This window comes from Pseudomonas sp. A125 (assembly GCF_055409485.1).
This window is the reverse complement of sequence record NZ_JBUZVP010000002.1, coordinates 359129-379647: the sequence shown is the minus strand read 5'-3', so window position 1 is coordinate 379647 and position 20519 is coordinate 359129. Positions and strand designations below refer to the sequence as shown.

24 protein-coding genes and 1 tRNA gene are annotated in these 20519 nt (G+C 59.2%); 18 read left to right on the top strand and 7 right to left on the bottom strand.

Annotation, left to right across the window (positions count from 1 at the left end):
* Positions 1-37 precede the first annotated feature (37 nt).
* Positions 38-2164 (bottom strand): DNA helicase RecQ, encoded by a 2127-nt coding sequence (gene recQ / locus ACZRN6_RS04855; protein ID WP_322146701.1) that lies wholly within the window; start codon positions 2162-2164, stop codon positions 38-40.
* A 332-nt stretch (positions 2165-2496) separates the two neighbouring features.
* Between recQ and ACZRN6_RS04850 the strand changes: the two genes are divergently transcribed.
* The gene (locus tag ACZRN6_RS04850; protein WP_017477430.1) at positions 2497-3084 is read left to right on the top strand and encodes a UPF0149 family protein; all 588 of its coding nucleotides are present in this window, start codon (positions 2497-2499) and stop codon (positions 3082-3084) included.
* A 34-nt stretch (positions 3085-3118) separates the two neighbouring features.
* Positions 3119-3487, top strand: a complete 369-nt coding sequence (locus ACZRN6_RS04845; protein ID WP_464007329.1) for a YbaN family protein — start codon at positions 3119-3121, stop codon at positions 3485-3487.
* A 173-nt stretch (positions 3488-3660) separates the two neighbouring features.
* Here the strand turns inward: ACZRN6_RS04845 and ACZRN6_RS04840 are convergent, their stop codons facing one another.
* Entirely contained in the window at positions 3661-4347 is a 687-nt protein-coding gene (locus tag ACZRN6_RS04840) for an HAD-IA family hydrolase (RefSeq protein ID WP_464007328.1), read from the bottom strand.
* 155 nt (positions 4348-4502) lie between these two features.
* Between ACZRN6_RS04840 and ACZRN6_RS04835 the strand changes: the two genes are divergently transcribed.
* The 6 genes from ACZRN6_RS04835 (at position 4503) to ACZRN6_RS04810 (ending at position 10268) form a co-directional block, all read left to right on the top strand.
* On the top strand, positions 4503-5030 hold the full coding sequence (locus ACZRN6_RS04835; protein WP_464007327.1) for a sigma-70 family RNA polymerase sigma factor: 528 nt from the start codon (positions 4503-4505) through the stop codon (positions 5028-5030).
* Positions 5023-5958, top strand: a complete 936-nt coding sequence (locus tag ACZRN6_RS04830; protein ID WP_464007326.1) for a FecR family protein — start codon at positions 5023-5025, stop codon at positions 5956-5958. The genes ACZRN6_RS04835 and ACZRN6_RS04830 overlap by 8 nt, the downstream gene beginning before the upstream one ends.
* Before the next feature lie 95 nt (positions 5959-6053).
* Positions 6054-8786 carry a TonB-dependent receptor gene (locus tag ACZRN6_RS04825; protein ID WP_464007325.1) on the top strand — a complete coding sequence of 911 codons (2733 nt, stop codon included), beginning with the start codon at positions 6054-6056 and terminating at the stop codon, positions 8784-8786.
* 1 nt (position 8787) lies between these two features.
* A complete protein-coding gene (locus ACZRN6_RS04820; protein ID WP_464007324.1) occupies positions 8788-9570 on the top strand; it encodes an energy transducer TonB in 783 nt (260 codons plus the stop codon).
* Positions 9571-9706: 136 nt separating this feature from the next.
* The gene (locus ACZRN6_RS04815) at positions 9707-9961 is read left to right on the top strand and encodes a type II toxin-antitoxin system RelE family toxin (RefSeq protein ID WP_322146712.1); all 255 of its coding nucleotides are present in this window, start codon (positions 9707-9709) and stop codon (positions 9959-9961) included.
* Positions 9942-10268 (top strand): helix-turn-helix domain-containing protein, encoded by a 327-nt coding sequence (locus tag ACZRN6_RS04810; protein WP_464007323.1) that lies wholly within the window; start codon positions 9942-9944, stop codon positions 10266-10268. The genes ACZRN6_RS04815 and ACZRN6_RS04810 overlap by 20 nt, the downstream gene beginning before the upstream one ends.
* Positions 10269-10271: 3 nt before the next feature.
* On the opposite strand, the gene ACZRN6_RS04805 is transcribed toward ACZRN6_RS04810, so the two are convergent.
* A complete protein-coding gene (locus ACZRN6_RS04805; RefSeq protein WP_464007322.1) occupies positions 10272-11120 on the bottom strand; it encodes an oxidoreductase in 849 nt (282 codons plus the stop codon).
* A 97-nt stretch (positions 11121-11217) separates the two neighbouring features.
* Here ACZRN6_RS04805 and ACZRN6_RS04800 point away from each other — a divergent pair, with 97 nt between their 5' ends.
* The 7 genes from ACZRN6_RS04800 to ACZRN6_RS04770 all read left to right on the top strand — a co-directional run bounded on the left by ACZRN6_RS04800 (position 11218) and on the right by ACZRN6_RS04770 (position 15313).
* Positions 11218-12114 carry a LysR family transcriptional regulator gene (locus ACZRN6_RS04800; RefSeq protein ID WP_464007321.1) on the top strand — a complete coding sequence of 299 codons (897 nt, stop codon included), beginning with the start codon at positions 11218-11220 and terminating at the stop codon, positions 12112-12114.
* A gap of 24 nt (positions 12115-12138) precedes the next feature.
* Positions 12139-12495 (top strand): DUF2784 domain-containing protein, encoded by a 357-nt coding sequence (locus tag ACZRN6_RS04795; RefSeq protein ID WP_322146718.1) that lies wholly within the window; start codon positions 12139-12141, stop codon positions 12493-12495.
* 9 nt (positions 12496-12504) lie between these two features.
* Positions 12505-12843 carry a LysR substrate-binding domain-containing protein gene (locus ACZRN6_RS04790; protein ID WP_464007320.1) on the top strand — a complete coding sequence of 113 codons (339 nt, stop codon included), beginning with the start codon at positions 12505-12507 and terminating at the stop codon, positions 12841-12843.
* 54 nt (positions 12844-12897) lie between these two features.
* Complete coding sequence (locus ACZRN6_RS04785; protein ID WP_322146720.1) at positions 12898-13476, top strand: DUF4337 domain-containing protein; 579 nt, start codon at positions 12898-12900, stop codon at positions 13474-13476.
* Positions 13461-14120 (top strand): hypothetical protein, encoded by a 660-nt coding sequence (locus ACZRN6_RS04780; protein ID WP_464007319.1) that lies wholly within the window; start codon positions 13461-13463, stop codon positions 14118-14120. Before ACZRN6_RS04785 ends, ACZRN6_RS04780 begins: the two co-directional genes overlap by 16 nt.
* A 158-nt stretch (positions 14121-14278) precedes the next feature.
* The gene (locus ACZRN6_RS04775; RefSeq protein ID WP_464007318.1) at positions 14279-14941 is read left to right on the top strand and encodes a M24 family metallopeptidase; all 663 of its coding nucleotides are present in this window, start codon (positions 14279-14281) and stop codon (positions 14939-14941) included.
* Positions 14942-14959: 18 nt separating this feature from the next.
* Positions 14960-15313 (top strand): gamma-glutamylcyclotransferase family protein, encoded by a 354-nt coding sequence (locus ACZRN6_RS04770; RefSeq protein WP_464007317.1) that lies wholly within the window; start codon positions 14960-14962, stop codon positions 15311-15313.
* Between the two features lie 268 nt (positions 15314-15581).
* Here the strand turns inward: ACZRN6_RS04770 and ACZRN6_RS04765 are convergent, their stop codons facing one another.
* The 3 genes from ACZRN6_RS04765 to ACZRN6_RS04755 form a co-directional block, all read right to left on the bottom strand.
* On the bottom strand, positions 15582-16040 hold the full coding sequence (locus ACZRN6_RS04765) for a DUF2442 domain-containing protein (RefSeq protein ID WP_464007316.1): 459 nt from the start codon (positions 16038-16040) through the stop codon (positions 15582-15584).
* 3 nt (positions 16041-16043) lie between these two features.
* The gene (locus tag ACZRN6_RS04760) at positions 16044-16277 is read right to left on the bottom strand and encodes a DUF4160 domain-containing protein (RefSeq protein WP_169385986.1); all 234 of its coding nucleotides are present in this window, start codon (positions 16275-16277) and stop codon (positions 16044-16046) included.
* Between the two features lie 111 nt (positions 16278-16388).
* A tRNA-Ser gene (locus ACZRN6_RS04755) sits at positions 16389-16478 on the bottom strand.
* Between the two features lie 333 nt (positions 16479-16811).
* Between ACZRN6_RS04755 and ACZRN6_RS04750 the strand changes: the two genes are divergently transcribed.
* The 3 genes from ACZRN6_RS04750 (at position 16812) to ACZRN6_RS04740 (ending at position 19572) form a co-directional block, all read left to right on the top strand.
* Positions 16812-17501, top strand: a complete 690-nt coding sequence (locus tag ACZRN6_RS04750; protein WP_322146730.1) for a crotonase/enoyl-CoA hydratase family protein — start codon at positions 16812-16814, stop codon at positions 17499-17501.
* Positions 17502-17716: 215 nt separating this feature from the next.
* Positions 17717-18472, top strand: a complete 756-nt coding sequence (locus ACZRN6_RS04745; protein ID WP_464007315.1) for a lysophospholipid acyltransferase family protein — start codon at positions 17717-17719, stop codon at positions 18470-18472.
* 128 nt (positions 18473-18600) lie between these two features.
* Positions 18601-19572: a magnesium and cobalt transport protein CorA gene (locus tag ACZRN6_RS04740; protein WP_322146734.1), complete on the top strand. Its 972-nt coding sequence runs from the start codon at positions 18601-18603 to the stop codon at positions 19570-19572.
* 151 nt (positions 19573-19723) lie between these two features.
* Here ACZRN6_RS04740 and ACZRN6_RS04735 read toward each other — a convergent pair whose 3' ends face one another.
* A complete protein-coding gene (locus tag ACZRN6_RS04735; protein ID WP_464007314.1) occupies positions 19724-20452 on the bottom strand; it encodes an amidotransferase in 729 nt (242 codons plus the stop codon).
* Between the last annotated feature and the right edge of the window lie 67 nt (positions 20453-20519).

Below are 20519 nucleotides of genomic sequence, written 5' to 3'. Positions count from 1 at the left end.
GTATGTACTGTTTCGTTACATTGGCCTAACTGCGGCATCAAATCTCGAATTCGGACTGCAACGCGGCCCTCACACAGTACAAAACGCCCTCGGGGACACGGCCGGTAAACAGCGGCGAAATCTCGGAAACAGGTGGCAACTCGCCTTCTCCATCGAGGAAGGCATCCTGGATTTCACCGAGCAAATCCTCCGGCAAATCAAGCGCCTGCTCCAACGACAGCTGCTGCTTGCCGATGGACTCGGCGAGCAGTGTGTAGACGTTCTTTTCCGAGCACTGCAACTGCCCGGCGATCTGGATCGGCGTCATGCCGGCCCGGGCCAGGCTGATCAGCTCGTGGCGGATGTCGGCGACCTCTTTCGGTGCCTCGACCTGGCCGCCGAGCACTTCGAGGAATGCCTGGCCATAACGCTCCAGCTTGCGTGCGCCGACACCGCTGACCCTGGCCATTTCGCCCAGGGTGGTGGGGTGCTCGCGGAGCATTTCCAGCAAAGTTGAGTCAGGGAAAATGACGTAAGGCGGCACGCTGTGTTCCTGAGCGAGCTTTTTGCGCAGCGCGCGCAAGGCTTCCCACTGTTCGCGCTCTTCGAAGCGCACCAGTTGGCTGGCCTGGCTGGTGCTGCTCTTGGCGGTGGTTTGCGGCTTGAGGTCGCGGCGCAGCTCCAGGCTGACTTCGCCCTTGAGCAGCGGCCGGCAACTGTCGTTCAGGCGCAGGCCGCCATAGCCTTCGAGGTCTATGTCTACCAGGCCACGGGCGACCATTTGCCGGAACAGCGAGCGCCATTCGCCTTCAGCGCGGTCCTTGCCCACACCATAGACCGAGAGTTTTTGGTGGCCGAAGCTGCGGATCTTTTCGTTGTCCTTGCCCAGCAGCACATCTACCAGATGGCCCACGCCATAGCGCTGGCCGGTGCGGTAGATCGCCGACAAGGCCTGGCGTGCCGGCTCGGTGGCATCCCAGGTCTGCACGCCGTCGACGCAGCTGTCGCAGTGGCCGCAGGGCTGGGGCATGTCTTCGTCGAAGTACGCGAGCAAGGTCTGGCGACGGCAGCGGGTTTCTTCGCACAGCGACAGCATGGCGTCGAGCTTGTGCTGTTCCAGGCGCTTGTGCCGCTCGTCACCTTCGGAGTTTTGCAGCATCTGCTTGAGCATCACCACGTCTTGCAGGCCATAGACCATCCAGGCATCCGCCGGCAGGCCGTCACGGCCGGCGCGTCCGGTTTCCTGGTAGTACGCCTCGAGGGATTTTGGCAGGTCCATGTGGGCCACGAAGCGCACGTTGGATTTGTCGATGCCCATGCCGAACGCGATGGTGGCGACCATGATCAGGCCTTCCTCGTTGAGGAAGCGCTTCTGATGGTGAGACCGCGTTTCATTGGGCAGGCCGGCGTGGTACGGCAGCGCCGGGTAACCTTGCTCACTGAGGAATGCGGCGACTTCGTCGACCTTCTTGCGCGACAGGCAATAGACGATGCCGGCGTCGCTGCGCCGGTCGGAGAGGAACGCCAGCAACTGCTTGCGCGGCTGTTCCTTGGGCACGATGCGGTAAAAAATATTGGGGCGGTCGAAGCTGGAGAGAAAACGCTCGGCGTTTTGCAGGTGCAGGCGCTCGACGATTTCTTCGCGGGTGCGTTTGTCGGCGGTGGCCGTCAGGGCAATGCGCGGGACGTTGGGAAACAGTTCGGCCAGTTGGCCCAGTTGCAGGTATTCGCGGCGGAAATCGTGGCCCCACTGGGACACACAGTGGGCTTCGTCGATGGCGAACAGGGCGATTTCCAGGCTCTGCAGGAACGCCAGCATGCGCGGTTGCACCAGGCGCTCGGGGGCGAGGTAAAGCATCTTCACTTCGCCGCGCTTGATGCGGGCGGCGAGGTCACGCTGCTGTTCGGCGCTGAGGGTGGAGTTCAGAGCCGCGGCAGCCACGCCGAGCTCTTCGAGGGTAGCCACCTGATCGTCCATCAAGGCGATCAACGGTGACACCACCACCGCCAGCCCTTCACGCAAAAGTGCCGGCACCTGGAAACACAGCGACTTGCCGCCGCCGGTAGGCATCAACACCAGGGCGTCACCGCCATTGGCCACGCGCTCAATGATCGCACCCTGGCGGCCACGAAAACTGTCGTAGCCGAAGATGTCCTTGAGGACGCGTTGAGCCTGCTCGAGCATGAAAAACTCCAAATATCGCCGAAATCCCTCTGTACAGGCTGGTCGAAAAAGCGCGCTTGAGTGGAAATTAATCCGTAAGCGAACTTTTCCCGCGACGGGCGCCTGGCCTGTAGGGGCATCACAAAACGCGGCAGTATACCCGAGCGTCACCCGGCAAAGGGTGCCGTTGAGGATATAGCCGGGACGGGAGATGCTGAGGTTGCATTGCGCCAGATAGACCCATTTGATCCCTTCGCGAGCAAGCCCGCGCCCACAGAATCTGTGCTGCGGCTGGCCTGGGCGCTCAAGAAAGCCTAGAATTGCCCATCGTTTATTCCCAAGGTAGCCCGTCAATGTCCTTCGCTGAGCAACTAACCCGCCTGCAAGCCTTCCTCGATGCCGATGAGCTGCACGACGAGGCGCTGGACTACGTGGCCGCCCACGGCTATCTGACCGCGCTGTCGATCTGCTCTGACGTCGTGCCCGACCGTGAATGGATCGACGCCCTCTTCTCCGAAGAGCCTCACTACAGTGATGCCGCCCAGCGCGAAGAAATCGAATCCACCCTGCTGGCCCTCAAGGCTCACATTGGCCGCCAACTGGCTTCCGATGAAGAGTTCGAACTGCCTTGCGACCTGGACCTGGGCGAAGACCCGGACGACTCCGAACTGCGCGGCTGGTGCATCGGCTTCATGGAAGGCGTGTTCCTGCGTGAAGAGGCCTGGTTCGAAACGGCTGAAGAAGAAGTCAGCGAAATGCTGCTGCCGATCATGGTCGGTTCGGGGCTGTTCGACGAACAACCTGAATTCTCCGACATCGCCTCCGACGCCAACCTGATGGACGACATGATCGTGCAGATCCCGGAAGCGCTGACCGCCCTGTACCTGCTGTGCAATGCACCTGACGAAAAGCCGGCGATCCTCAAGCCTCGCCACCACTAAGACCGTTGCCCGTGGCGCCCATGGGCAACGCTCTGTGATCACGCGTTACGTTCTGCTGGCCATCGGCTGGTTGAGCGTGGCGCTCGGGGTGATCGGCATTTTCCTGCCGGTGCTGCCCACCACGCCCTTCCTTCTGCTGGCTGCCGCCTGCTTTGCCCGTAGCTCCCCGCGCTTCTACCAATGGCTGGTGGAACACCCGCGCCTGGGGCCGTGGATCCGTGACTATCTGGATGGCAACGGGATTCCGCTCAAGGGCAAGGTGTATGCCATTGGGTTGATGTGGGTGAGTATCGGGTTTTCCTGCTACCTGGTGCCGCTGATTTGGGCGCGCGGGTTCATGCTGACCAGTGCGGTGTTGGTGACGGTGTATATTTTGCGGCAGAAGACATTAGCCAAGCGTTGAAGCACGCTCAAGACGAGCAATGACCTGTGACCAGGGAGCTTGCTGTGGCGAGGGAGCTTGCTCCCGCTGGAGTGCGCAGCGCTCCCGCTTTTTTTGGGGCCGCTGCGCAGCCCAGCCGGAGCAAGCTCCCTCGCCACAAAAGCCACTCACCAGACAGTCTTGCCAGAGGGTGTTTAGCGCATCGGCGGCAAGCCATACGCCGCCAGATCAAAATCCGCCAACTTGCGAATAATCTGGTCGGCATGGTGATACTTGCTGTCCGCCATCGCCTCATCCGGCACGGCAATCGCGGTCATGTACGCAGCTTTGGCCGCGGTCACGCCAAACGGCGAATCCTCAAACACCAGGCAGTCTTGCGGCGCCACACCCAAACGGCGCGCCGCCGTGAGGAAGATATCCGGAGCAGGCTTTGCCGCCCCTACTTCCGGGTCATCTGCCGTGACGATGGTGTCGAACAACCCAAACCACTCACGGTGCAACGTGGTCTTGTGGCCAAACGAGTTGCGCGACGAACTGGTGCCTACGGCAATCGGAATGTTATGCGCCTTCAAGTGCCGCACCAGCGCTTCAGCGCCCGGCATACCCAGGGCCTTGGGGAAACGCTCGCTCATCAGCGGCTCGCGGATCACCAAAAATTCTGCGGGGGTAATCGGCAGCTCCAGCGCCTTGACCACGTAGTCGGCCAGGTCCTGGGCGCCACGCCCAATGATGTGCTGCTTGATCCCCCAGTCATAGGTGCGGCCGTAGCGTTCGGCGATGATCTGCGTGACTTCGGTGTAGATGCCTTCTGTATCCAGCAACAACCCGTCCATATCGAAAATAACAGCCTTGATCGGGACAGCGGTACGCGGTGCATTCATCACTACAGATCCGTGGGCAAAAGGACTAAAAGGATTCAGCACAATAACGGCCCGCCTACGCTGCAAGCAACCGTTAAAGGCCGGTGTTGATAATTACTCTCAATTGACTTAACGTCGCGGCGCTTCCAGGCTCTGATCTCCTTTTGAGTTTCGCTGTGACTGACAATGCCGCCAGGCTGCAACTCTACCTCGACCACCGCCCCGCACTGATCAACTACGCCAAGGTTGTGGTGGGCGAGCGTGCGCGCGCCGAAGACGTGGTGCAGGACGCGTTTTTGCGCTTCTGCGCCAGCGCCGATGACGCCGTGGAACAACCGGTGGCGTACCTGTACCGCATCGTGCGCAACCTGGCACTGGACGCAGTGCGCCGCCAGGCCACGGAAAAACGCCAGCAGCAAATGCCGCCCCAGTGGATGCGCCCGGGCGGGGAACTGTCGCCAGAGCAGCGGGTGGTCCACGGGGATGACGCCAGTCGTATCGCGGCCGCCCTGGCGGGTTTGCCCGAGCAAATGCGCGTGGCCGTGGAGATGCATCGCCTGGGCGGCTTCACGTTGCAGCAAACCGCCGATCATCTCAATATCTCGCTTTCTACCGCCCATCGCCTGGTCAAGGACGCCATCGTTCACCTGGCCTCCAGTGTCGCCACTCACATCGAGCACAGTAAGGAACGCCCATATGCATGACGCTCACCTGCCTCGGTACGTCTCGGCACAGAGCCTGGAAGACGCCGGCCAGTGGCTGCTGGACCTGCAAACCCATCCCGAACGCTTCGAAGATTTCGACCGCTGGCTGCACAGTGACGATGAGCATTTCGAGGCCTGGGCCCGGGTCAATCGCGTGTGGGACACCGTGGGCAAGCAACCGGCCACGACGAAACGCCACTGGCCGCGACGCACGCGCCTGCCTCTTCTCGCCGCCGCGTGTGTCAGCGCAATGGCCGTGTGCGCGGCCCTGGTGTTGAGCCCGGGCTGGGGCGCCGACTACAGCACCAGCACCGCACAAACCCGGGAAGTCATCCTCAGCGATGGCAGCCGCTTGACCCTGGCGCCGCAAAGCGCGGTCAACGTGAGCTTCAACGACCGTCAGCGCGAGGTCATGCTGGTGCAGGGAGAGGTGTTTTTCGAGGTAGTCCACGACGCCAGGAAGCCCTTTGAAGTACGCAGCGAAGACGCCGTGATCCGCGTACTCGGCACCGCCTTCGACGTCGCCCGCCGCAGCAGTGGCCTCAGTGTGGAAGTTCGCGACGGCACCGTAGGCGTCAATGGCCAGTACCGCTTGGCTGCCGGGCAACGCGTGTGGATCGACCGCGAAAGCGGCCTCGGCACGCAGTCCGCGGTAACACCAACCGAAGTTGCCGGATGGGTCAACGGCTCACAGTTCTTTGAAAACGCCAGCGTGGCGCAGGTGGTGGAGCAACTGGACCGCTATCAACGCGGCTGGATCGTGATCCAGGATCCGGCCCTGGCAAACAAACGCGTCACCGGCCTCTACGACATGCGCGACACCCAGCGAGCCTTGCAAGCGCTGGTCGCGCCGATCGGTGGCGAAGTGCGCCAGTACTCCGCATTGCTCACGGTGATTGGCAGCAAAAAACCCACTGCTGAAAAATAATTGCAGTGGCGCTGAAAAAAACGCCCGAGGTGTACGTCTTTGTAGCTCCTTGTATTGCGAATGACTCGCAATACCAAACACCAAGGCGATGAACCATGGGTTACCGATCACCTGCCGCACTGGCAATCTTGTGCGTAGCCATCAACAGCTCGATATTTCAGCCAACCCAGGCAGTGGCGGCAGAGCCCGCGATGGCGCCCGGTGATCAGGCCACCCGTTTCTTTGACATTCCCGCCCAACCGCTGACGACTGCGCTGGGCGCTTTCGCACGCCAGGCCAACCTGCAACTGGGGCTGGAAGCCGGGCTGGTGGACGGCCTGCAAGCCCAGGCATTGCGTGGCAACTTCACCCAGGAGCAAGCCCTGCAACGGCTGCTGGGCGAGGCGCAGGTCAGCTGGAAAATCGACGGCCAGCGCAGCCTGATCCTCAGCCGTCGCAGCCAGGCCACCGCAGCTCCAGGCGACCTCGACGAATCGGAAATGCTCGGCCCCGTCACCATCAAGGGCGGCGAGACCAGTCGCTTGATCGGCGACGCAGCGCAGGTCTACACCAAGGCCGGCTCCAGCGTGTACATCTCCGGCGAAACCATCAACCGCTTTCGCGGCTCCTCCCCCGCCGACATCCTCAAGGGCGTGCCCGGCGTGCAAACCGGTGACAGTCGCAACGGTGGCGCCCTCGACGTCAATATCCGCGGCATCCAGGGCCAAAGCCGGGTGCCGGTGACCGTCGACGGCAGCCAGCAGGCAATTGATGCCTACCGGGGCTACAGCGGCATGCAGCAACGCAGCTACATCGACCCGGACCTGATCAGCTCCATTACCGTCGACAAGGGCCCAAGCATGGGTGCCGACGCAGCCGGTGCGATTGGCGGCATGGTCAAGATGAAAACCCTGCAACCCAAAGACATTCTCAAGGACGGCGAAACTTACGGCTTACGCCTCAAGGGCGACATCTCGAGTAACAGCGTCGAGCGACCCACCGAATACAAATCCACGCCCCACCATGGCAGTAACGGGCTGACCGATCCTGACTCGCATTCCGGCAGCGTCGCGTTCGCCAGCACCAGCGACGTCGTGGATTTTGTTGCCGCCTATTCCCAACGTGCGAACGGCAACTACTACGCTGGCAAAAAGGGCTTCAAGGGCTATCAAGTGTTTCAGCAGGTGCGCCGGTACGACCCAAAAACCCGCAAGTACATTTATGTCACCCAGGAAGCCAACAGCGCGGCCAAGTTCTTCAAGCCAGACAGCGAAGTGTTCAACACCTCCAGCGACACCGAATCGGTGCTGCTGAAGACCATCATCAAGCCATCCCCAGACCAGGCGCTGGAACTGACCTACCGCTACACCGATGGCGAATATGGCGAGGTGATGCCCTCGCAGGTGATCCGCAACACCTCCGGCAGCGTACCGCAATGGCAGCCCGGCACCATGCGCATCAACGCCTACACCGCGCGTTATACCTTCAAGCCCGAAGACAACCCGTTGATTGATTTCAGTGCCAACGCCTGGACCACCAAGGCCCAAAGCGAAGCGTTCAACGGCCTGGTCACGGTGACTCCGCTGTATGGCCATGACGATGACGCCGACCCGCTCGGCGAAACCTACCAGGACGCTTTGCGTAACCGCACCAAAGACAAGCGCTGGGGCGTGGACCTGAACAACACCTCGCGCTTCGACACCCGGGCGGGCAAGTTAGCCTGGTCCTATGGCGGCTCCTACCAGGAAGAAAACCTCGGCCCCGATGACAACTCACCGGTGTTGCAATCGGACCTGGAAAAAAACCGCTTCATCCGCAGCGGCGAGCGCCAGGAAGGCAGCCTGGTGAGTTCCCTGGAATGGAAACCGGTCACGGCCCTGACCATCACCGCCGGTGGCCGCTACAGCGAATTCAGCAGCAAGGACCACAACCGCAAGGCCAAGGCGGCCACCTTCGATGCGGACCGCAACCCCACCAGCTACACCTATGCCGCCCCTATCGAACGGGACGATCATGCCTTTGCGCCGTCATTCGGGGCCAAGCTGAACGTCACCGACAACAGCTTCATCTACCTCAACTACAACCAGGGCGTGCGCATGCCGAGCCTGTTCGAGTCCACCCTGGGCTTGTTCACCGCTGCCGTGCCTGGCGACCACCTCAAGCCCGAGCGCAGCAAAAACTGGGAGTTCGGCGTCAGCACCCTGAAAAACGGCCTGCTGGTGGAAGGCGATACCGCTGCCGCCAAACTCGCCTACTTCAACAACAAGATCGAAAACTACATCACCCGTGACTACACCGACATCTTTGCCGGCAACCTGCAGAACGTCGACAGCTTCACGGTCAAGGGCATCGAGGTGCAAACCAGCTACGACATGGGCCGGGTGTTCACCGACGTCTCCGCCACCTACTACCTGAACGCCAAGACCTGCGCCCCGGACATCGCGAAAAAGCTTCGCGAAGAGGATGACCCCAACACGCCCAACTGCGTCGACGGCGGCTTCCCGGGTTCCTACACCAACACCCAGAACCCACCCAAATATTCGATCAACACCACCCTGGGCAGCCGCTGGTTCGACAATAGTCTGGTGCTGGGCGGGCGCATGGTCTACAACAGCGCGCCCACCGCCAAGCTCAACAAACCCTGGAACGACGGCATCACCACCAACCAGATGTACTACCGCAAATCCGCGATCTTCGACCTGTTCGCCAGCTATGAAATTGTCAAAGGCACCCAACTGGATTTCTCGGTACAAAACCTCACCAACGTGTACTACCTCGACCCACTGGCACAGAGCTTTATGCCCGCACCGGGGCGAACATTGCGTACGGGGCTGACGGTAAAGTTCTGACATGACCCACGACTACCTGAACCCGCCCCGCAAAACGTTGTGGAGCGTGGCAACACTGATCACCCTGGGCAGCTACGCGGGCATCACCGCGTGGTTGCTTTACTCGCCCACGGTGTCGGTGGCCGAGGCCGCGCCGGCAGCCATGATCATCGAACTGGCCGCCGCGCCCGTGGCGCAAGCCGTGGAGGATGACCTGCAAGTCGCGCCGGACAAAGTGGTGCAGAAACAGCTGAATACGCCGTCGGAAAAACCGCCGAAAGAAGTGGTGAAAAAGGTCATACCGGCAAAGAAACCGAGCCCGGCCAAGCAGGCCACATCGCCTCTCAAGGACACGGCCCAAGGCAGCTATTCATCGGCGCCGGAACACGCTCGGGATTTTGAAGCAGCGCCAGAGAAACACGAGGAACAACCGGCGCCGTCGGCCACTACCGCACCACCCAAGCTCGATGCGCAAACCGCTGACACCACGGCGGCAAACCAGTCGTCTCGTGGCAATGTTGACCCGGCGCTGAAGCTGCAATGGGAAGCGCAATTGCTGGCGCATCTGGAGCGATTCAAACGTTACCCGCAAAACGCGCGTGACCGTGGCGACCGGGGCGTGGCGTATCTGCGGTTTGAAATTGACAGCAACGGGAAAGTGTTGAGCACGAGCGTGGTTCGCTCGGCAGGTTTTGCCGAGCTGGACGCCGCGACGCTGGACATGATCAGCCGGGCCTCCCCGGTACCGCGCCCGCCGGAGGGCAGCAAGCTGCGGTTTACGGTGCCGGTGGTGTTTGCCAAATAAGTCGTCATGCAACGCAACAGTTTTAAAAGCTGCGGTTTGAAGCAGCGGTCTAGGGTTTGTAGAGACACGTAACCTGCAGCTCATCCGCTGGTTAAAATACCTCTTGCAAGACTTATAAAAGACTTATTAATCTCTGATGAACTCAATCCTTTGGACCCGTAAAGCAGTGAAGCAGTTATTACGCTTGCATTCACACCATCAAAGGCAAGTTCGCGATGCAGTGTCCGCTCTCGAATACATGCCTGATGTCGCCAACGTCAAAGCGCTGGTGAACTACAGCAAGGGTTATCGATTGCGCGCAGGCAACTATCGAGTACTTTTCGACTGGGACGGGAAAATCCATGTGATCAGCATTCAAGAGGTAAAGAAACGTGACGAACGTACCTACTGACATACAAATCATTAACGACCTCGAGGGGAACCCTGCCTTTGTGGTGATCCCTTTTGAGCAGTACTTGGCTCAACAGAACCACCAAGATCTCATTCCACATGCGGTCGTCAGCCGTATCGTAGAGGGTGCCACGCCCATCCGGGCCTGGCGCGAGCACCTCAACCTGACACAAGAGGAAGTAGCCAAACGCCTTGGCATTTCCCAACCGGCGTATGCCCAGCAGGAGGCGGTCAACAAACCTCGTAGGGCGACACGGGAAAAGATTGCAAAGGCATTCGGCATCAACGCAGATCAGTTGGAACTATAAGGCTTACTCGGGAAAATCCGCCCCCTCAGTTACTTCAGCCCACGCATCAAAATCCGCACTCAACGCCTTCACCTTGGTCCGCGCAAAGGTCAACGCAGCCTTGCCCAACAACAGGCGCAATGGCGGCTGCTCCGCCTCCACGGCCTTGACGATGGCAATCGCCGCGCGCACCGGGTCACCCGGCTGCTTGCCGCTGTAGTTGCGGACCATGTTGGCCCGGGCCACCGCCGTTTCCTTGTAGTCGGCAATCCCGTGAGCCGCCTCGTTGGCCGAACGCCCGGCCCAGTCGGTGCGGAACGGACCCGGCTCGACCAGCAATACCTTGATGCCCAACGGCGCGACTTCCTGGGACAGCGCCTCGGAAAGGCCCTCCACCGCAAACTTGGTCGCATTGTAGAAACTCAACGACGGGAATGCCGCCACGCCACCCACCGAGGAGATGTTCACGATGCTGCCGGAGCGCCGAGCACGCATGCCGGGCAAGGCCGCACGGGTCATGGCGCTCAGGCCCCATACGTTGATTTCGAACATGTTGCGCACATCATTCAGATCGCTTTCTTCGAAGGAGCCGAAGTAGCCAACGCCGGCGTTGTTGACCAGTACGTCGATATGGCCGAAACGCGCTTCAGCCGCTTTGACAGCCGCCTCGACCTGGGCCTGGTCGGTAACGTCCAGCGTCAGGACCAGGGCGTTGTCTTCGTGCCCGGCGACGATGTCCTGCACCTGTTGCGGATTGCGCGCGGTCACCACGGTCGGGTAGCCAAGGCTCAGGGTGTGCAACGCCAACTGGCGGCCGAAACCGGTGGAGCAGCCCGTGATGAACCAGACAGGTTTTGCGGTGGAAGTCGTCATAAAGGGCCAATCCTCGTGTGTGTAGGAAAAGTATGCGCGCCGCCGTTCTTGCTAAAAAGATGCATAATCCGCAAGCCCCTTTCGGAAATACCACACAATGGACACGCCCGACTTTCAGCAATTACGCCTGTTTTTGCAGGTCGCCCGCTCGAAAAGCTTTACCCAGGCGGCCGCCGCCAGCAGCCTCTCGGTGTCGACCGTCAGCCATCGCGTGCGCGCCCTGGAGAAACAGCTGGGCGTGCAACTGCTCAACCGCACCACCCGCAGCGTCAGCGTGACCGAGGCCGGCGAGCAGTTGATCGAGAAGATCGCGCCGCTGTTGGAAGAACTGCAAACCAGCCTGCACAGCGTAGCAGCGGCCACGGTCGACGCCTCGGGCACCTTGCGCCTGAACATTCCCTCCACCGCCAGCCGAATGGTCCTGCAACCGTTGCTCCAGCGTTTCCTGCGCAAATACCCGGGCATCAACCTGGAAGTGGCCGTGGACAACAGCCTGGTGGACATCGTCGCCCAGGGTTTTGACGCAGGCATCCGCTACGACCACGTGCTGGCCGAAGACATGGTGGTGGTGCCGGTGGCGACGCAGTTGCGCTTCGTCATCGTCGCCACGCCGGAGTATTTGAAGGGGCGCAAACTGCCCACCCATCCCCACGATTTGCTGGAGCATGAGTGCGTCAACTACCGCAGTGCGCAGACCGGCTCGCTGCACCGCTGGGACTTTGAAAAAGCCGGCAAACAGATGCGGGTGACGGTAAAGGGCCGCCTGGCAACCAATGACATTGAGTTGATGGTACGAGCCGCACTGGACGGGTTCGGCTTTGCCTATGTGGCGCGCTCCAGCGTCGAGCAGTACCTGCAACGCGGTGAGTTGGTGGAGGTACTGGACGACTGGATTGCCCACAGCGCGCTGTATTTGTATTACTTCAACCGTACGAACACGCCGAAGAAACTACGGGTGTTTATCGAGTTCCTGAAAGAAGAATTCGGGACCTGATCCCTTCAAAAAGCGAACCCCATCATGCTCTACCGTTTCGCCGCCGACGGCCTGGTGCTGTTTCATTTGACGTTTATTCTGTTCGTGCTGTTTGGCGGTTTGCTCGCCCTCAAATGGCGGCCGGTGATGTGGCTGCATCTGCCTGCTGCCGCCTGGGGCGTCGCCGTTGAAGTGTTCCACCTGCCCTGCCCGCTGACGCGTTGGGAAAATCTGTTTCGACACCTGGCCGGGCAGGACGGTTATGGCGGCGGGTTTATCGAGCATTACATCCTGGCTCTGATTTACCCGGCCGGGCTGACGCCGCAGATTCAGTTGGCGCTGGGCGCGCTGGTGCTGCTGATCAACATCGCGGTGTATGTGCGGTTGATCAAGCGCCGCTAGGCTTGCGTGGTGCGCGTATCTGCCAGCGAAGTGATCGGCGTTGAAGTGCTGCCGCCGATCATCACCCGCCTGCGCCGGCAGCATCCGCACCTCAAGGTCGAACTGGTGCTGAGTAACCGCCTGCTCGATCTGCTGCAACTGGAAGCCGACATCGCCGTGCGAATGGTCCGACCCAGCCAGGAACAACTGCTGGCAAAGCGTATCGGCGTGATCGAAGTCGGCCTGCACGCATTTGCCCTGCAAATGGACACCTGGGTCACCATGCACGAAGACCTGCGCAACAGCCCACGCTGCCGCGTCACCTTTGATGCCCTGGTGGCCGGTTTGCAGCATTACGTACAGGATTGAGACAGCTTCGCTGGTGAAGAATCAGAGTCCCTCAATCCCTTCATAGACGCCCCCATGTCCGAAGCCTTCGAAGTCCCCAGCCCCCACGAAAAACACGTCGAACACACCACCGAACATGCCCACGGCCGCGGGGACAATTTCGCCAGCCGCATCGCCGTAATGACCGCCATCATGGCCACCGTCGGCGCCATGCTCAGCTATCAGGCAGGCTCTACTGAAAGCGAAGCGGCGATGGACAAAAACAACGCCGCCATCTTCAAGACCGAAGCTGCCAACCAGTGGAACTACTACCAGGCCAAATCCAGCCGGCAGAACCTCGCGGAACTGGCCACGCATATCCCAGGCGTCGACGCCAAGCACTACACCGACGAGATCGAGCGTTATAAAACCCAGAAGGAAGACGTGCGCAAACAGGCCGAAAAGCTCGAAGCCACATCGAAAGAATGGGATGAACAGTCAGAGCAGGCGCTGCATCAGCATCACCGCTGGGCACAGGCGATGACCGCGATTCAGATCGCGATTTCGTTGGCCGCGATTACGTTGCTGACAAGGAAGGAGTGGTTGAAACGCATGGCGTATACCGCCGGTGGTGTGAGCGTGGTGTTGGGCGGGATGGCGTGGTTGCATATTTGAGAGCTGGATTTTCATCGCCCTTCAAAAGCATGGTGAAGCCAAAAAAGTTTTGGATTGATGTAAGTTGGGTTGAGCCAGGCAGAGGTGGTAACGGTATATACGCCGCTGTGGGAGCCTTCTCAGCCAATACAAAGCGCAAGTTTATCGGTGACCCGGACGGGCTATCGGACATAGCAACGCGCCGCAAAACCGATGCAATGCTTTCATCCGCCCTCAAACACAAAACAACCGACCATGTCCGACGCCATCTGCGGCAAATTGACGGTGATGAACAACTGGGCATTCCGTCGCTGAACTGGGTTGACGGTGACACGCTTGGCAATATCCAGCGTATGACCAAAACGACCTATGAATCCCTGACCTTCTACGTGCCGGAGGTACGAAATGCCTATTACGACTTCGCAAACAAAACCTTCCGAGACACTGCGGGCCGACAGCTTCTGGATGGAAATCTGGCAAAGTGGAGCTTTGAGCATCCAGGAAGCCGAAAGGCGGGCGCAGGGCTCGCGACGCTTAAAAGAGGCCTACTCGTCGGTACCCTTCTACGCGAAGAAGGCAGCTCAAGACTCTCAATTCTGGAGCAAATTTTACGCGAGCCGCGTGAATTCGTAGAAAAAGGCAATCTTGCGGGAATCTTCTACTGACCATCTGGTACCCCCTCCTCCTAGACTCACTCATATTCACCAGACCCCTCGCGTCAGAAAACATCGGCATATTCCGGCATATCCGCTTGGGGTCCTACATCTACTCGCTATATAGTAAAACGCATAACGCCTGACACTATACAGCCGAGGAAAAGCCGGTGACCGCACAATCATCCAAGGAAGCTGTGGGCATCGCCTACAGCATCGACTCAATGCGCTACGCCCAGGCCATGACCTGGCGCGCCATCGAAGCGCTGTCCAAACTCATCCGCCCCGGCATGCTCGAATCCGAAGCCCGCGAACTCGGCAAAAAAGTCCTCGCCGACCTCGACATGCAGCGCATCTGGCACCCCCTGCTGGTGCGCTTTGGCGCCAACACCCTCAAAACTTTCAAGGAGCGCTCCGACGGCGACCCGGTGCTGGGGGAAAACGACATCTACTTCATCGACATGGGCGCCGTGTGGCAAGGCCATGAAGGTGACGCCGGGGCGACGTTCAGCACCGGCAACGACCCCGAGATGGCCGCGTGCGCGAGCGCGGCGAAAGCGTTGTTTGACCGGGTGGAACAGCGCTGGAAGAACGACAAAGTCGTCGGCCTGGAGCTGTATCGTTTTGCCGAAGAGCAAGCGAAGGACATGGGCTGGGTGTTGAACCTGGACATCAAAGGGCACCGCGTCAGCGATTTCCCGCATGCGATTTATCGTGGCGGCGATCTTGGGGATTTTGACCAGTATCCGAATGAAGGGCTGTGGATCCTGGAGATACAGATTGCGCACCCGAGCGGAGCTTATGGTGCGTTTTACGAAGATTTGTTGGCTTAACTTTTTCAAGGAACAAAGATGGAACGCTCGACCGAATTTCCCGTGCTGTTGTTTTCCTACGGCACGTTGCAGGACAAGGCTGTGCAGTTGGCCAACTTTGGGCGGGAGTTGGTGGGCCAGCAGGATGCGATGCTGGGGTATTCAAAAAGCTGGGTAGAAATTACCGACCCTGAGGTGTTGGCGGCCAGTGGCAAGACCCATCATCCGATCGTTGCTCCGAGCGGGCGCAATGAAGACATCGTTGAGGGGATGGTGTTTCAGATTACCGAGAAGGAGCTGGCGGCGGCGGATGCGTATGAAGTGTCGGACTACAAGCGGGTTTCGGTGGGGCTGGCTTCAGGGTTGACGGCTTGGGTGTATGTGCAGGCTTGAGAGGGTGCAGCTCGTCAACCGGAGTGATTTCCTACAGATCAATCGGAAGGTGTGCACTCCCCCGCTTGATGATGCCAAGCCGATAGTCCCTCGGTCGCCCTCATGGCGACCGAGTTTGGCGACTCGAAGACAAATCTGAAAACTAAAACTCGGCGAACCAGTTTTCCAGGTGAGGGCTGCTCAGTATTCCTGAACCCATTGGCTTGATCCCGCAAAAACGAAAAAGGGACGACCTCTCAGTCATCCCTTTTTTGCGAACATTACCCACCTAAACGCAACGCGTGCCACGAGCCTTATGCTCGTATTCCCACCCCTTGCACGCCAACCCTACATGCTTGGGAATCAGAGCGGCCCCGCTGCTGTAGGAAGTAATAGTCCTACGGGTGAAGCCCAGCTCTACAGCCGCGGCGGAGAGCGACAGGTTGTTGTTGAGCATCCACTTTCTGAAGTCCTGCGTCAGCATGACCTCGCCGGACTGCTCCAGTGCCAAACGATGTAAGGTGACGGCGGACAACTCAAGGTCATTGCCCCAAGTCACGTCAAAGCCCCACTCACCGACTTCAACCCGACCAAATAGAGACAAGTCCTGAAGCGGTTTTAGAACCGGAAAGGTATTTATGTGATCAGTGAGATCAACGGTATGCCGCTTGCCGTTGTTCCACTCAATTTCGATGGCATGCTTGCCGGCAACTGATTGCACAGCAGAGATGCGAAGCTTGCTGGTCATAAGTCAGTTCCTCCGGTTTTGTTCATTCCATACGCGCCAAAGATCAGTGGTATGGACTCTTGCCCAAAGCAGGGCAGCTTTCAAGGCCTTGGTTTCGGCACCTTTGCCGAGAACCACCAGCCCTTCTATCTGAACCAACGACTCTCCGTCTGGCGTTTGCACGTGAAAGTGCGGCGGCGCGTGGTCGTCGGGATAGATTTTTATTTTCCAGTTTCGTTCACTGTGAAGGGTAGCCATGGGAACAGATGCTAGAGAAAATATTTCTCTAGCACAACCCTGTATTCAAACCCTAGAAACCACAAAACCCCTGACTTCTCTCGAAACCAGGGGTTTTGTTTACATCGAATTTGGCGGTGAAGGAGAGATTCGAACTCTCGATACAATTTCTTGTATACACACTTTCCAGGCGTGCTCCTTAAGCCACTCGGACACTTCACCGTATCTCGTCAAACTGATTCAGTCTGTCGAGGCGCGCTAATGTAGTCGAAAGCTTTTCCGATGGCAAAGGTTTTTTTCAGAATTTTCATGCGCTTAGACGGTTATGCCGTTCCAGCCCTCTGCGGCGCCATGCACACTACGGCGATTCTGCCATTCTCGGGCACACACGGCGCTTGTCTATAGTAGCTGCTGCGCCCTGCCGAAGGCTGCCTGCGGGTGGGCATGCGGGAAAAGTCTGACTGGGTAGTCAGTCACGGCGCTTTACCAGGGCGGGCGCGGTGGGTAACGTCTGCCGTCTGTCCTTCTATTACAAGCATTACAAGGAATCGCGTCATGAGTGAGTTGATTGCCTACCACCTCGAAGACGGTATCGCGACCCTGACCCTGAGCAACGGCAAGGTGAATGCCATTTCGCCGGCAGTGGTCAGTGCGTTTAATGAAGCGCTGGACCAGGCCGAGAAGGATCGGGCGGTGGTGATCATCACGGGCACGCCAGGGATTTTGTCCGGTGGCTATGATTTGAAGGTGATGACCGCTGGCCCTAAAGAAGCAGTGAGCCTGGTGACGTCGGGCTCGACCCTCGCCCGCCGCCTGTTGTCGCACCCGTTCCCGGTGATCGTCGCTTGCCCGGGGCACGCAGTCGCCAAGGGTGCGTTCCTGTTGTTGTCGGCGGATTACCGGATTGGGGTCGACGGGCCGTTCAGCATTGGCCTGAATGAAGTGATGATCGGCATGACCATGCACCACGCCGGGATCGAGCTGGCGCGCGATCGCCTGCGCAAGTCGGCATTTCACCGGTCGGTGATCAATGCCGAGATGTTTAACCCGCAGGACGCATTGGGCGCCGGGTTCCTGGATAAGGTGGTCGCGCCGGAGGAGTTGCAGGCTGCCGCGCTGGAGGCGGCTCGCCAGTTGAAGAAGATCAATATGAACGCCCACAAGCACACCAAGCTGAAGGTGCGTAAGGCGCTGCTGGAAGCGCTGGATGACGCGATCATTCAGGACCAGGGGCATATGGGTTAATCAAACCCGCACCTGCTGAATCGAAGCCCGACCTTGAGTCGGGCTTTTTCTTACAAAGAATTCCAGATTGCCTACAACCGCTCTAAACAGTATCTGTCCCCGCATGTTGAAACATGCGCTTAAACATCGCCTATCTCCCGACTCTATAGGGGCAATTGCCGAATACAGTGCACATCCGTACACTGCGCCACCTTTTGTCCCGATGGGCTGTGTCGATGCTTTTTTTGTTACGCATGTTGTTGATGGGCCTGCATTTTATGATCGCCGGCGTGCTGGGCGTGCTGCTGGGGGTCTGCCGGCCGTTTAACCCGGACAACAGCCGTTACTGCGAGCGCCTGTATGCCGTGCCGGCGATGTGGCTGCTGCGCCTGCGGGTAAGGGCTGAGGTTGACTCGCTGCGCAACAAGCCCAGCAGTTGCGTGATCATTGCCAACCATCAGTCCAACTATGACCTGTTTGTGTTCGGCACCGTGGTGCCGTACCGCACGGTGTGTATCGGCAAGAAGAGCCTGAAATGGGTGCCGTTGTTCGGCCAGTTGTTCTGGCTGGCGGGCAATGTGTTGATTGACCGGGGCAACGCACATAAGGCGCGGCGCTCGATGCTCACCACCACACACACCTTGCAGCATAAGGACACGTCGATCTGGGTGTTTGCGGAAGGCACGCGTAACTTCGGCGAAACGTTGCTGCCGTTCAAGAAAGGCGCGTTCCAGATGGCGATCGCCGCGGGCGTGCCGATTGTGCAGGTGTGTGTCAGCACGTATGTGAAGCACATGAAGCTCAACAGCTGGAACAGTGGCGACATTCTGATTCGCTCGTTGCCGCCGATTCCTACGAAGGGGCTGACGATGGATGACATGCCGCTGTTAATGCAGACCTGCCGCGAGCAAATGAAAGATTGTATTGAAGCAATGGACCGAGAGTTGGAAATCGCCCCCTGTAAAAGCGAGCTTGCTCGCGAAGGACGTTAACGATTACGCGTTCATTCTGGATTAACCCGCCGCTCTCAGGTTTTTCGCGAGCAAGCTCGCTCCTACAGAGGGCGCGTTCAGGCTAAGCTGCACAACAACTGTCATCCAATAAAGAAGCGATCAGCACTATGGGTAGAGTTGTTGCGGCCGCCGTCTATAGCGCCGGTAAGAAAGTCACCGATATCACCCTCGACGAAGGCGCCGCCTGGGCCGCCAAGCCCGACCACTTTGTGTGGATCGGCCTGGAGGAGCCCAGCGCCCTGGAACTGGCCAACCTGCAACGCCAGTTCAACCTGCACGAGCTGGCCATCGAAGACGCCCTGGAAAAACACAGCCGCCCCAAGCTTGAAACCTTCGGCGACGCGCTGTTTATCGTGACCTACTCACCCGTGCGCGATAACGGCAAGCTGGAGTTTATCGAAACCCATATCTTTGCCGGCAACGGCTACATCATCACTGCCCGCAATGGCCACTCGGCGTCCTACGGCTACGTGCGCCAGCGCTGTGAGGCGCGGCCGCTGTTGCTGGAGCATGGGGAAGATTTCGTACTCTATGCCCTGCTGGATTTCGTTACCGAGAACTACCAGCCGGTGAGCGAGGCCATTCATGCCGAGGTCGATGAGCTGGAGCGCAACGTGTTGTGCAACTCCCTGAGTGAAGCGGATATCCAGAAGCTCCACGGCCTGCGCCGCGATGTGCTGCGGCTCAAGCGCTACGTGGCGCCGATGGTGGAGATCAGTCAGGAGTTGCAGAAACTGAGCTTCCCGTTTATCGACAAGAACATGCGCCCGTATTTTCGCGATGTGCAGATTCACGTCACCCGGCAGATGGAAGACCTGACGACCCTGCGGGATATCGCCAGCCAGACCATCGAGATTGGGGTGTTGCTGGAAGCCTCGCGCCAAAGCGTGGTGCAGCGCAAGTTCGCCGCCTGGGCAGCAATTCTGGCGTTCCCGACGGCGGTGGCCGGGATCTACGGGATGAACTTCCAGAACATGCCAGAGCTGCAGTGGCACTACGGCTATTTTGCGGTGCTGGGGTTTATTGCGGTGGGGTGTACGGGGTTGTGGGCCAGCTTCAAGCGCTCAGGCTGGCTGTAGAAAACTGCTCTTGTGGCGATTGCTGTTGTGGCGAGGGAGCTTGCTCCCGTTCGGCTGCGCAGCAGTCGTGCTTTTAAAAGCGGGGGCGCTTCGCACCCCAGCGGGAGCAAGCTCCCTCGCCACACAAAGCTAATCAATCAACCCGAATTGATTAGGCCACGTCCGCTTTTGGTTTGTGCGCCACAAACCGCATCATCCATTCCGCCACGGTGACGCCGTGGTGGTCTCGTTCCAGGCTGGCCACCCCGTTGGTGTAGACCTTCTCACCCAGCGTTGTCTGAAGAATCTCCAGCAGTTCGCGGGAATAGTCGTGGATAAATTCCGGGTGGCCCTGGAAGCACAGCACCTGGTCTTCGATGTGGTACGCCGCAAACGGGCAAAATTCGCTGGAGGCGATCACGGTGGCGTTTTCCGGCAAGGTGGTGACCTGATCCTGATGGCTGATCAACAGCGTCAGCTCTTCCACCACCGGGCTCATCCACGGTGCCTTGGCGTTCAGTTTGTAGTCGTGGATGCCCATGCCCCAACCTTTGGTCGCCCGCTCGGTCTTGCCGCCCAACAGCAGAGCTAACAACTGGTGGCCGAAGCAGATGCCGATCAGTTTGTCACCGCGTGCATGGCGGTCCAGCAGGTAGGTCTTGAGGGTCTGGATCCAGGGATCGGTGCCGAAGGAGTCGGCCTTGCTGCCCGTCACCAGGTAGGCGTCGAACACTTCGCCATCCGCCGGGTATTCACCCTGCACCACGTTATAGGTGACGAACTCGGCGGCAATTGGCTGTTTGGAGAACAGGCGCTTGAACATCTGCCCGTAACCTTGGTACTGATCGATCAGTCCAGGACGCAGGATATCGGTTTCCAGGATGCACACGCGTAACGACATAAAAAATACCTGACACGGCGATGGGAATAATGAACACCCCCAGAGCCTGCCTTGAAATACCCTTCCA

Coding starts and splice junctions, on each gene's coding strand:
- ACZRN6_RS04800 (WP_464007321.1), top strand. CDS start 11,218: ATGGACACGCCCGACTTTCAGCAATTACGCCTGTTTTTGCAGGTCGCC.
- ACZRN6_RS04840 (WP_464007328.1), bottom strand. CDS start 4,347: ATGAATGCACCGCGTACCGCTGTCCCGATCAAGGCTGTTATTTTCGAT.
- ACZRN6_RS04740 (WP_322146734.1), top strand. CDS start 18,601: ATGGGTAGAGTTGTTGCGGCCGCCGTCTATAGCGCCGGTAAGAAAGTC.
- ACZRN6_RS04830 (WP_464007326.1), top strand. CDS start 5,023: ATGCATGACGCTCACCTGCCTCGGTACGTCTCGGCACAGAGCCTGGAA.
- ACZRN6_RS04750 (WP_322146730.1), top strand. CDS start 16,812: ATGAGTGAGTTGATTGCCTACCACCTCGAAGACGGTATCGCGACCCTG.
- ACZRN6_RS04735 (WP_464007314.1), bottom strand. CDS start 20,452: ATGTCGTTACGCGTGTGCATCCTGGAAACCGATATCCTGCGTCCTGGA.
- ACZRN6_RS04795 (WP_322146718.1), top strand. CDS start 12,139: ATGCTCTACCGTTTCGCCGCCGACGGCCTGGTGCTGTTTCATTTGACG.
- ACZRN6_RS04770 (WP_464007317.1), top strand. CDS start 14,960: ATGGAACGCTCGACCGAATTTCCCGTGCTGTTGTTTTCCTACGGCACG.
- ACZRN6_RS04745 (WP_464007315.1), top strand. CDS start 17,717: ATGCTTTTTTTGTTACGCATGTTGTTGATGGGCCTGCATTTTATGATC.
- recQ (WP_322146701.1), bottom strand. CDS start 2,164: ATGCTCGAGCAGGCTCAACGCGTCCTCAAGGACATCTTCGGCTACGAC.
- ACZRN6_RS04820 (WP_464007324.1), top strand. CDS start 8,788: ATGACCCACGACTACCTGAACCCGCCCCGCAAAACGTTGTGGAGCGTG.
- ACZRN6_RS04765 (WP_464007316.1), bottom strand. CDS start 16,040: ATGACCAGCAAGCTTCGCATCTCTGCTGTGCAATCAGTTGCCGGCAAG.
- ACZRN6_RS04805 (WP_464007322.1), bottom strand. CDS start 11,120: ATGACGACTTCCACCGCAAAACCTGTCTGGTTCATCACGGGCTGCTCC.
- ACZRN6_RS04785 (WP_322146720.1), top strand. CDS start 12,898: ATGTCCGAAGCCTTCGAAGTCCCCAGCCCCCACGAAAAACACGTCGAA.
- ACZRN6_RS04760 (WP_169385986.1), bottom strand. CDS start 16,277: ATGGCTACCCTTCACAGTGAACGAAACTGGAAAATAAAAATCTATCCC.
- ACZRN6_RS04815 (WP_322146712.1), top strand. CDS start 9,707: ATGAACTCAATCCTTTGGACCCGTAAAGCAGTGAAGCAGTTATTACGC.
- ACZRN6_RS04850 (WP_017477430.1), top strand. CDS start 2,497: ATGTCCTTCGCTGAGCAACTAACCCGCCTGCAAGCCTTCCTCGATGCC.
- ACZRN6_RS04825 (WP_464007325.1), top strand. CDS start 6,054: ATGGGTTACCGATCACCTGCCGCACTGGCAATCTTGTGCGTAGCCATC.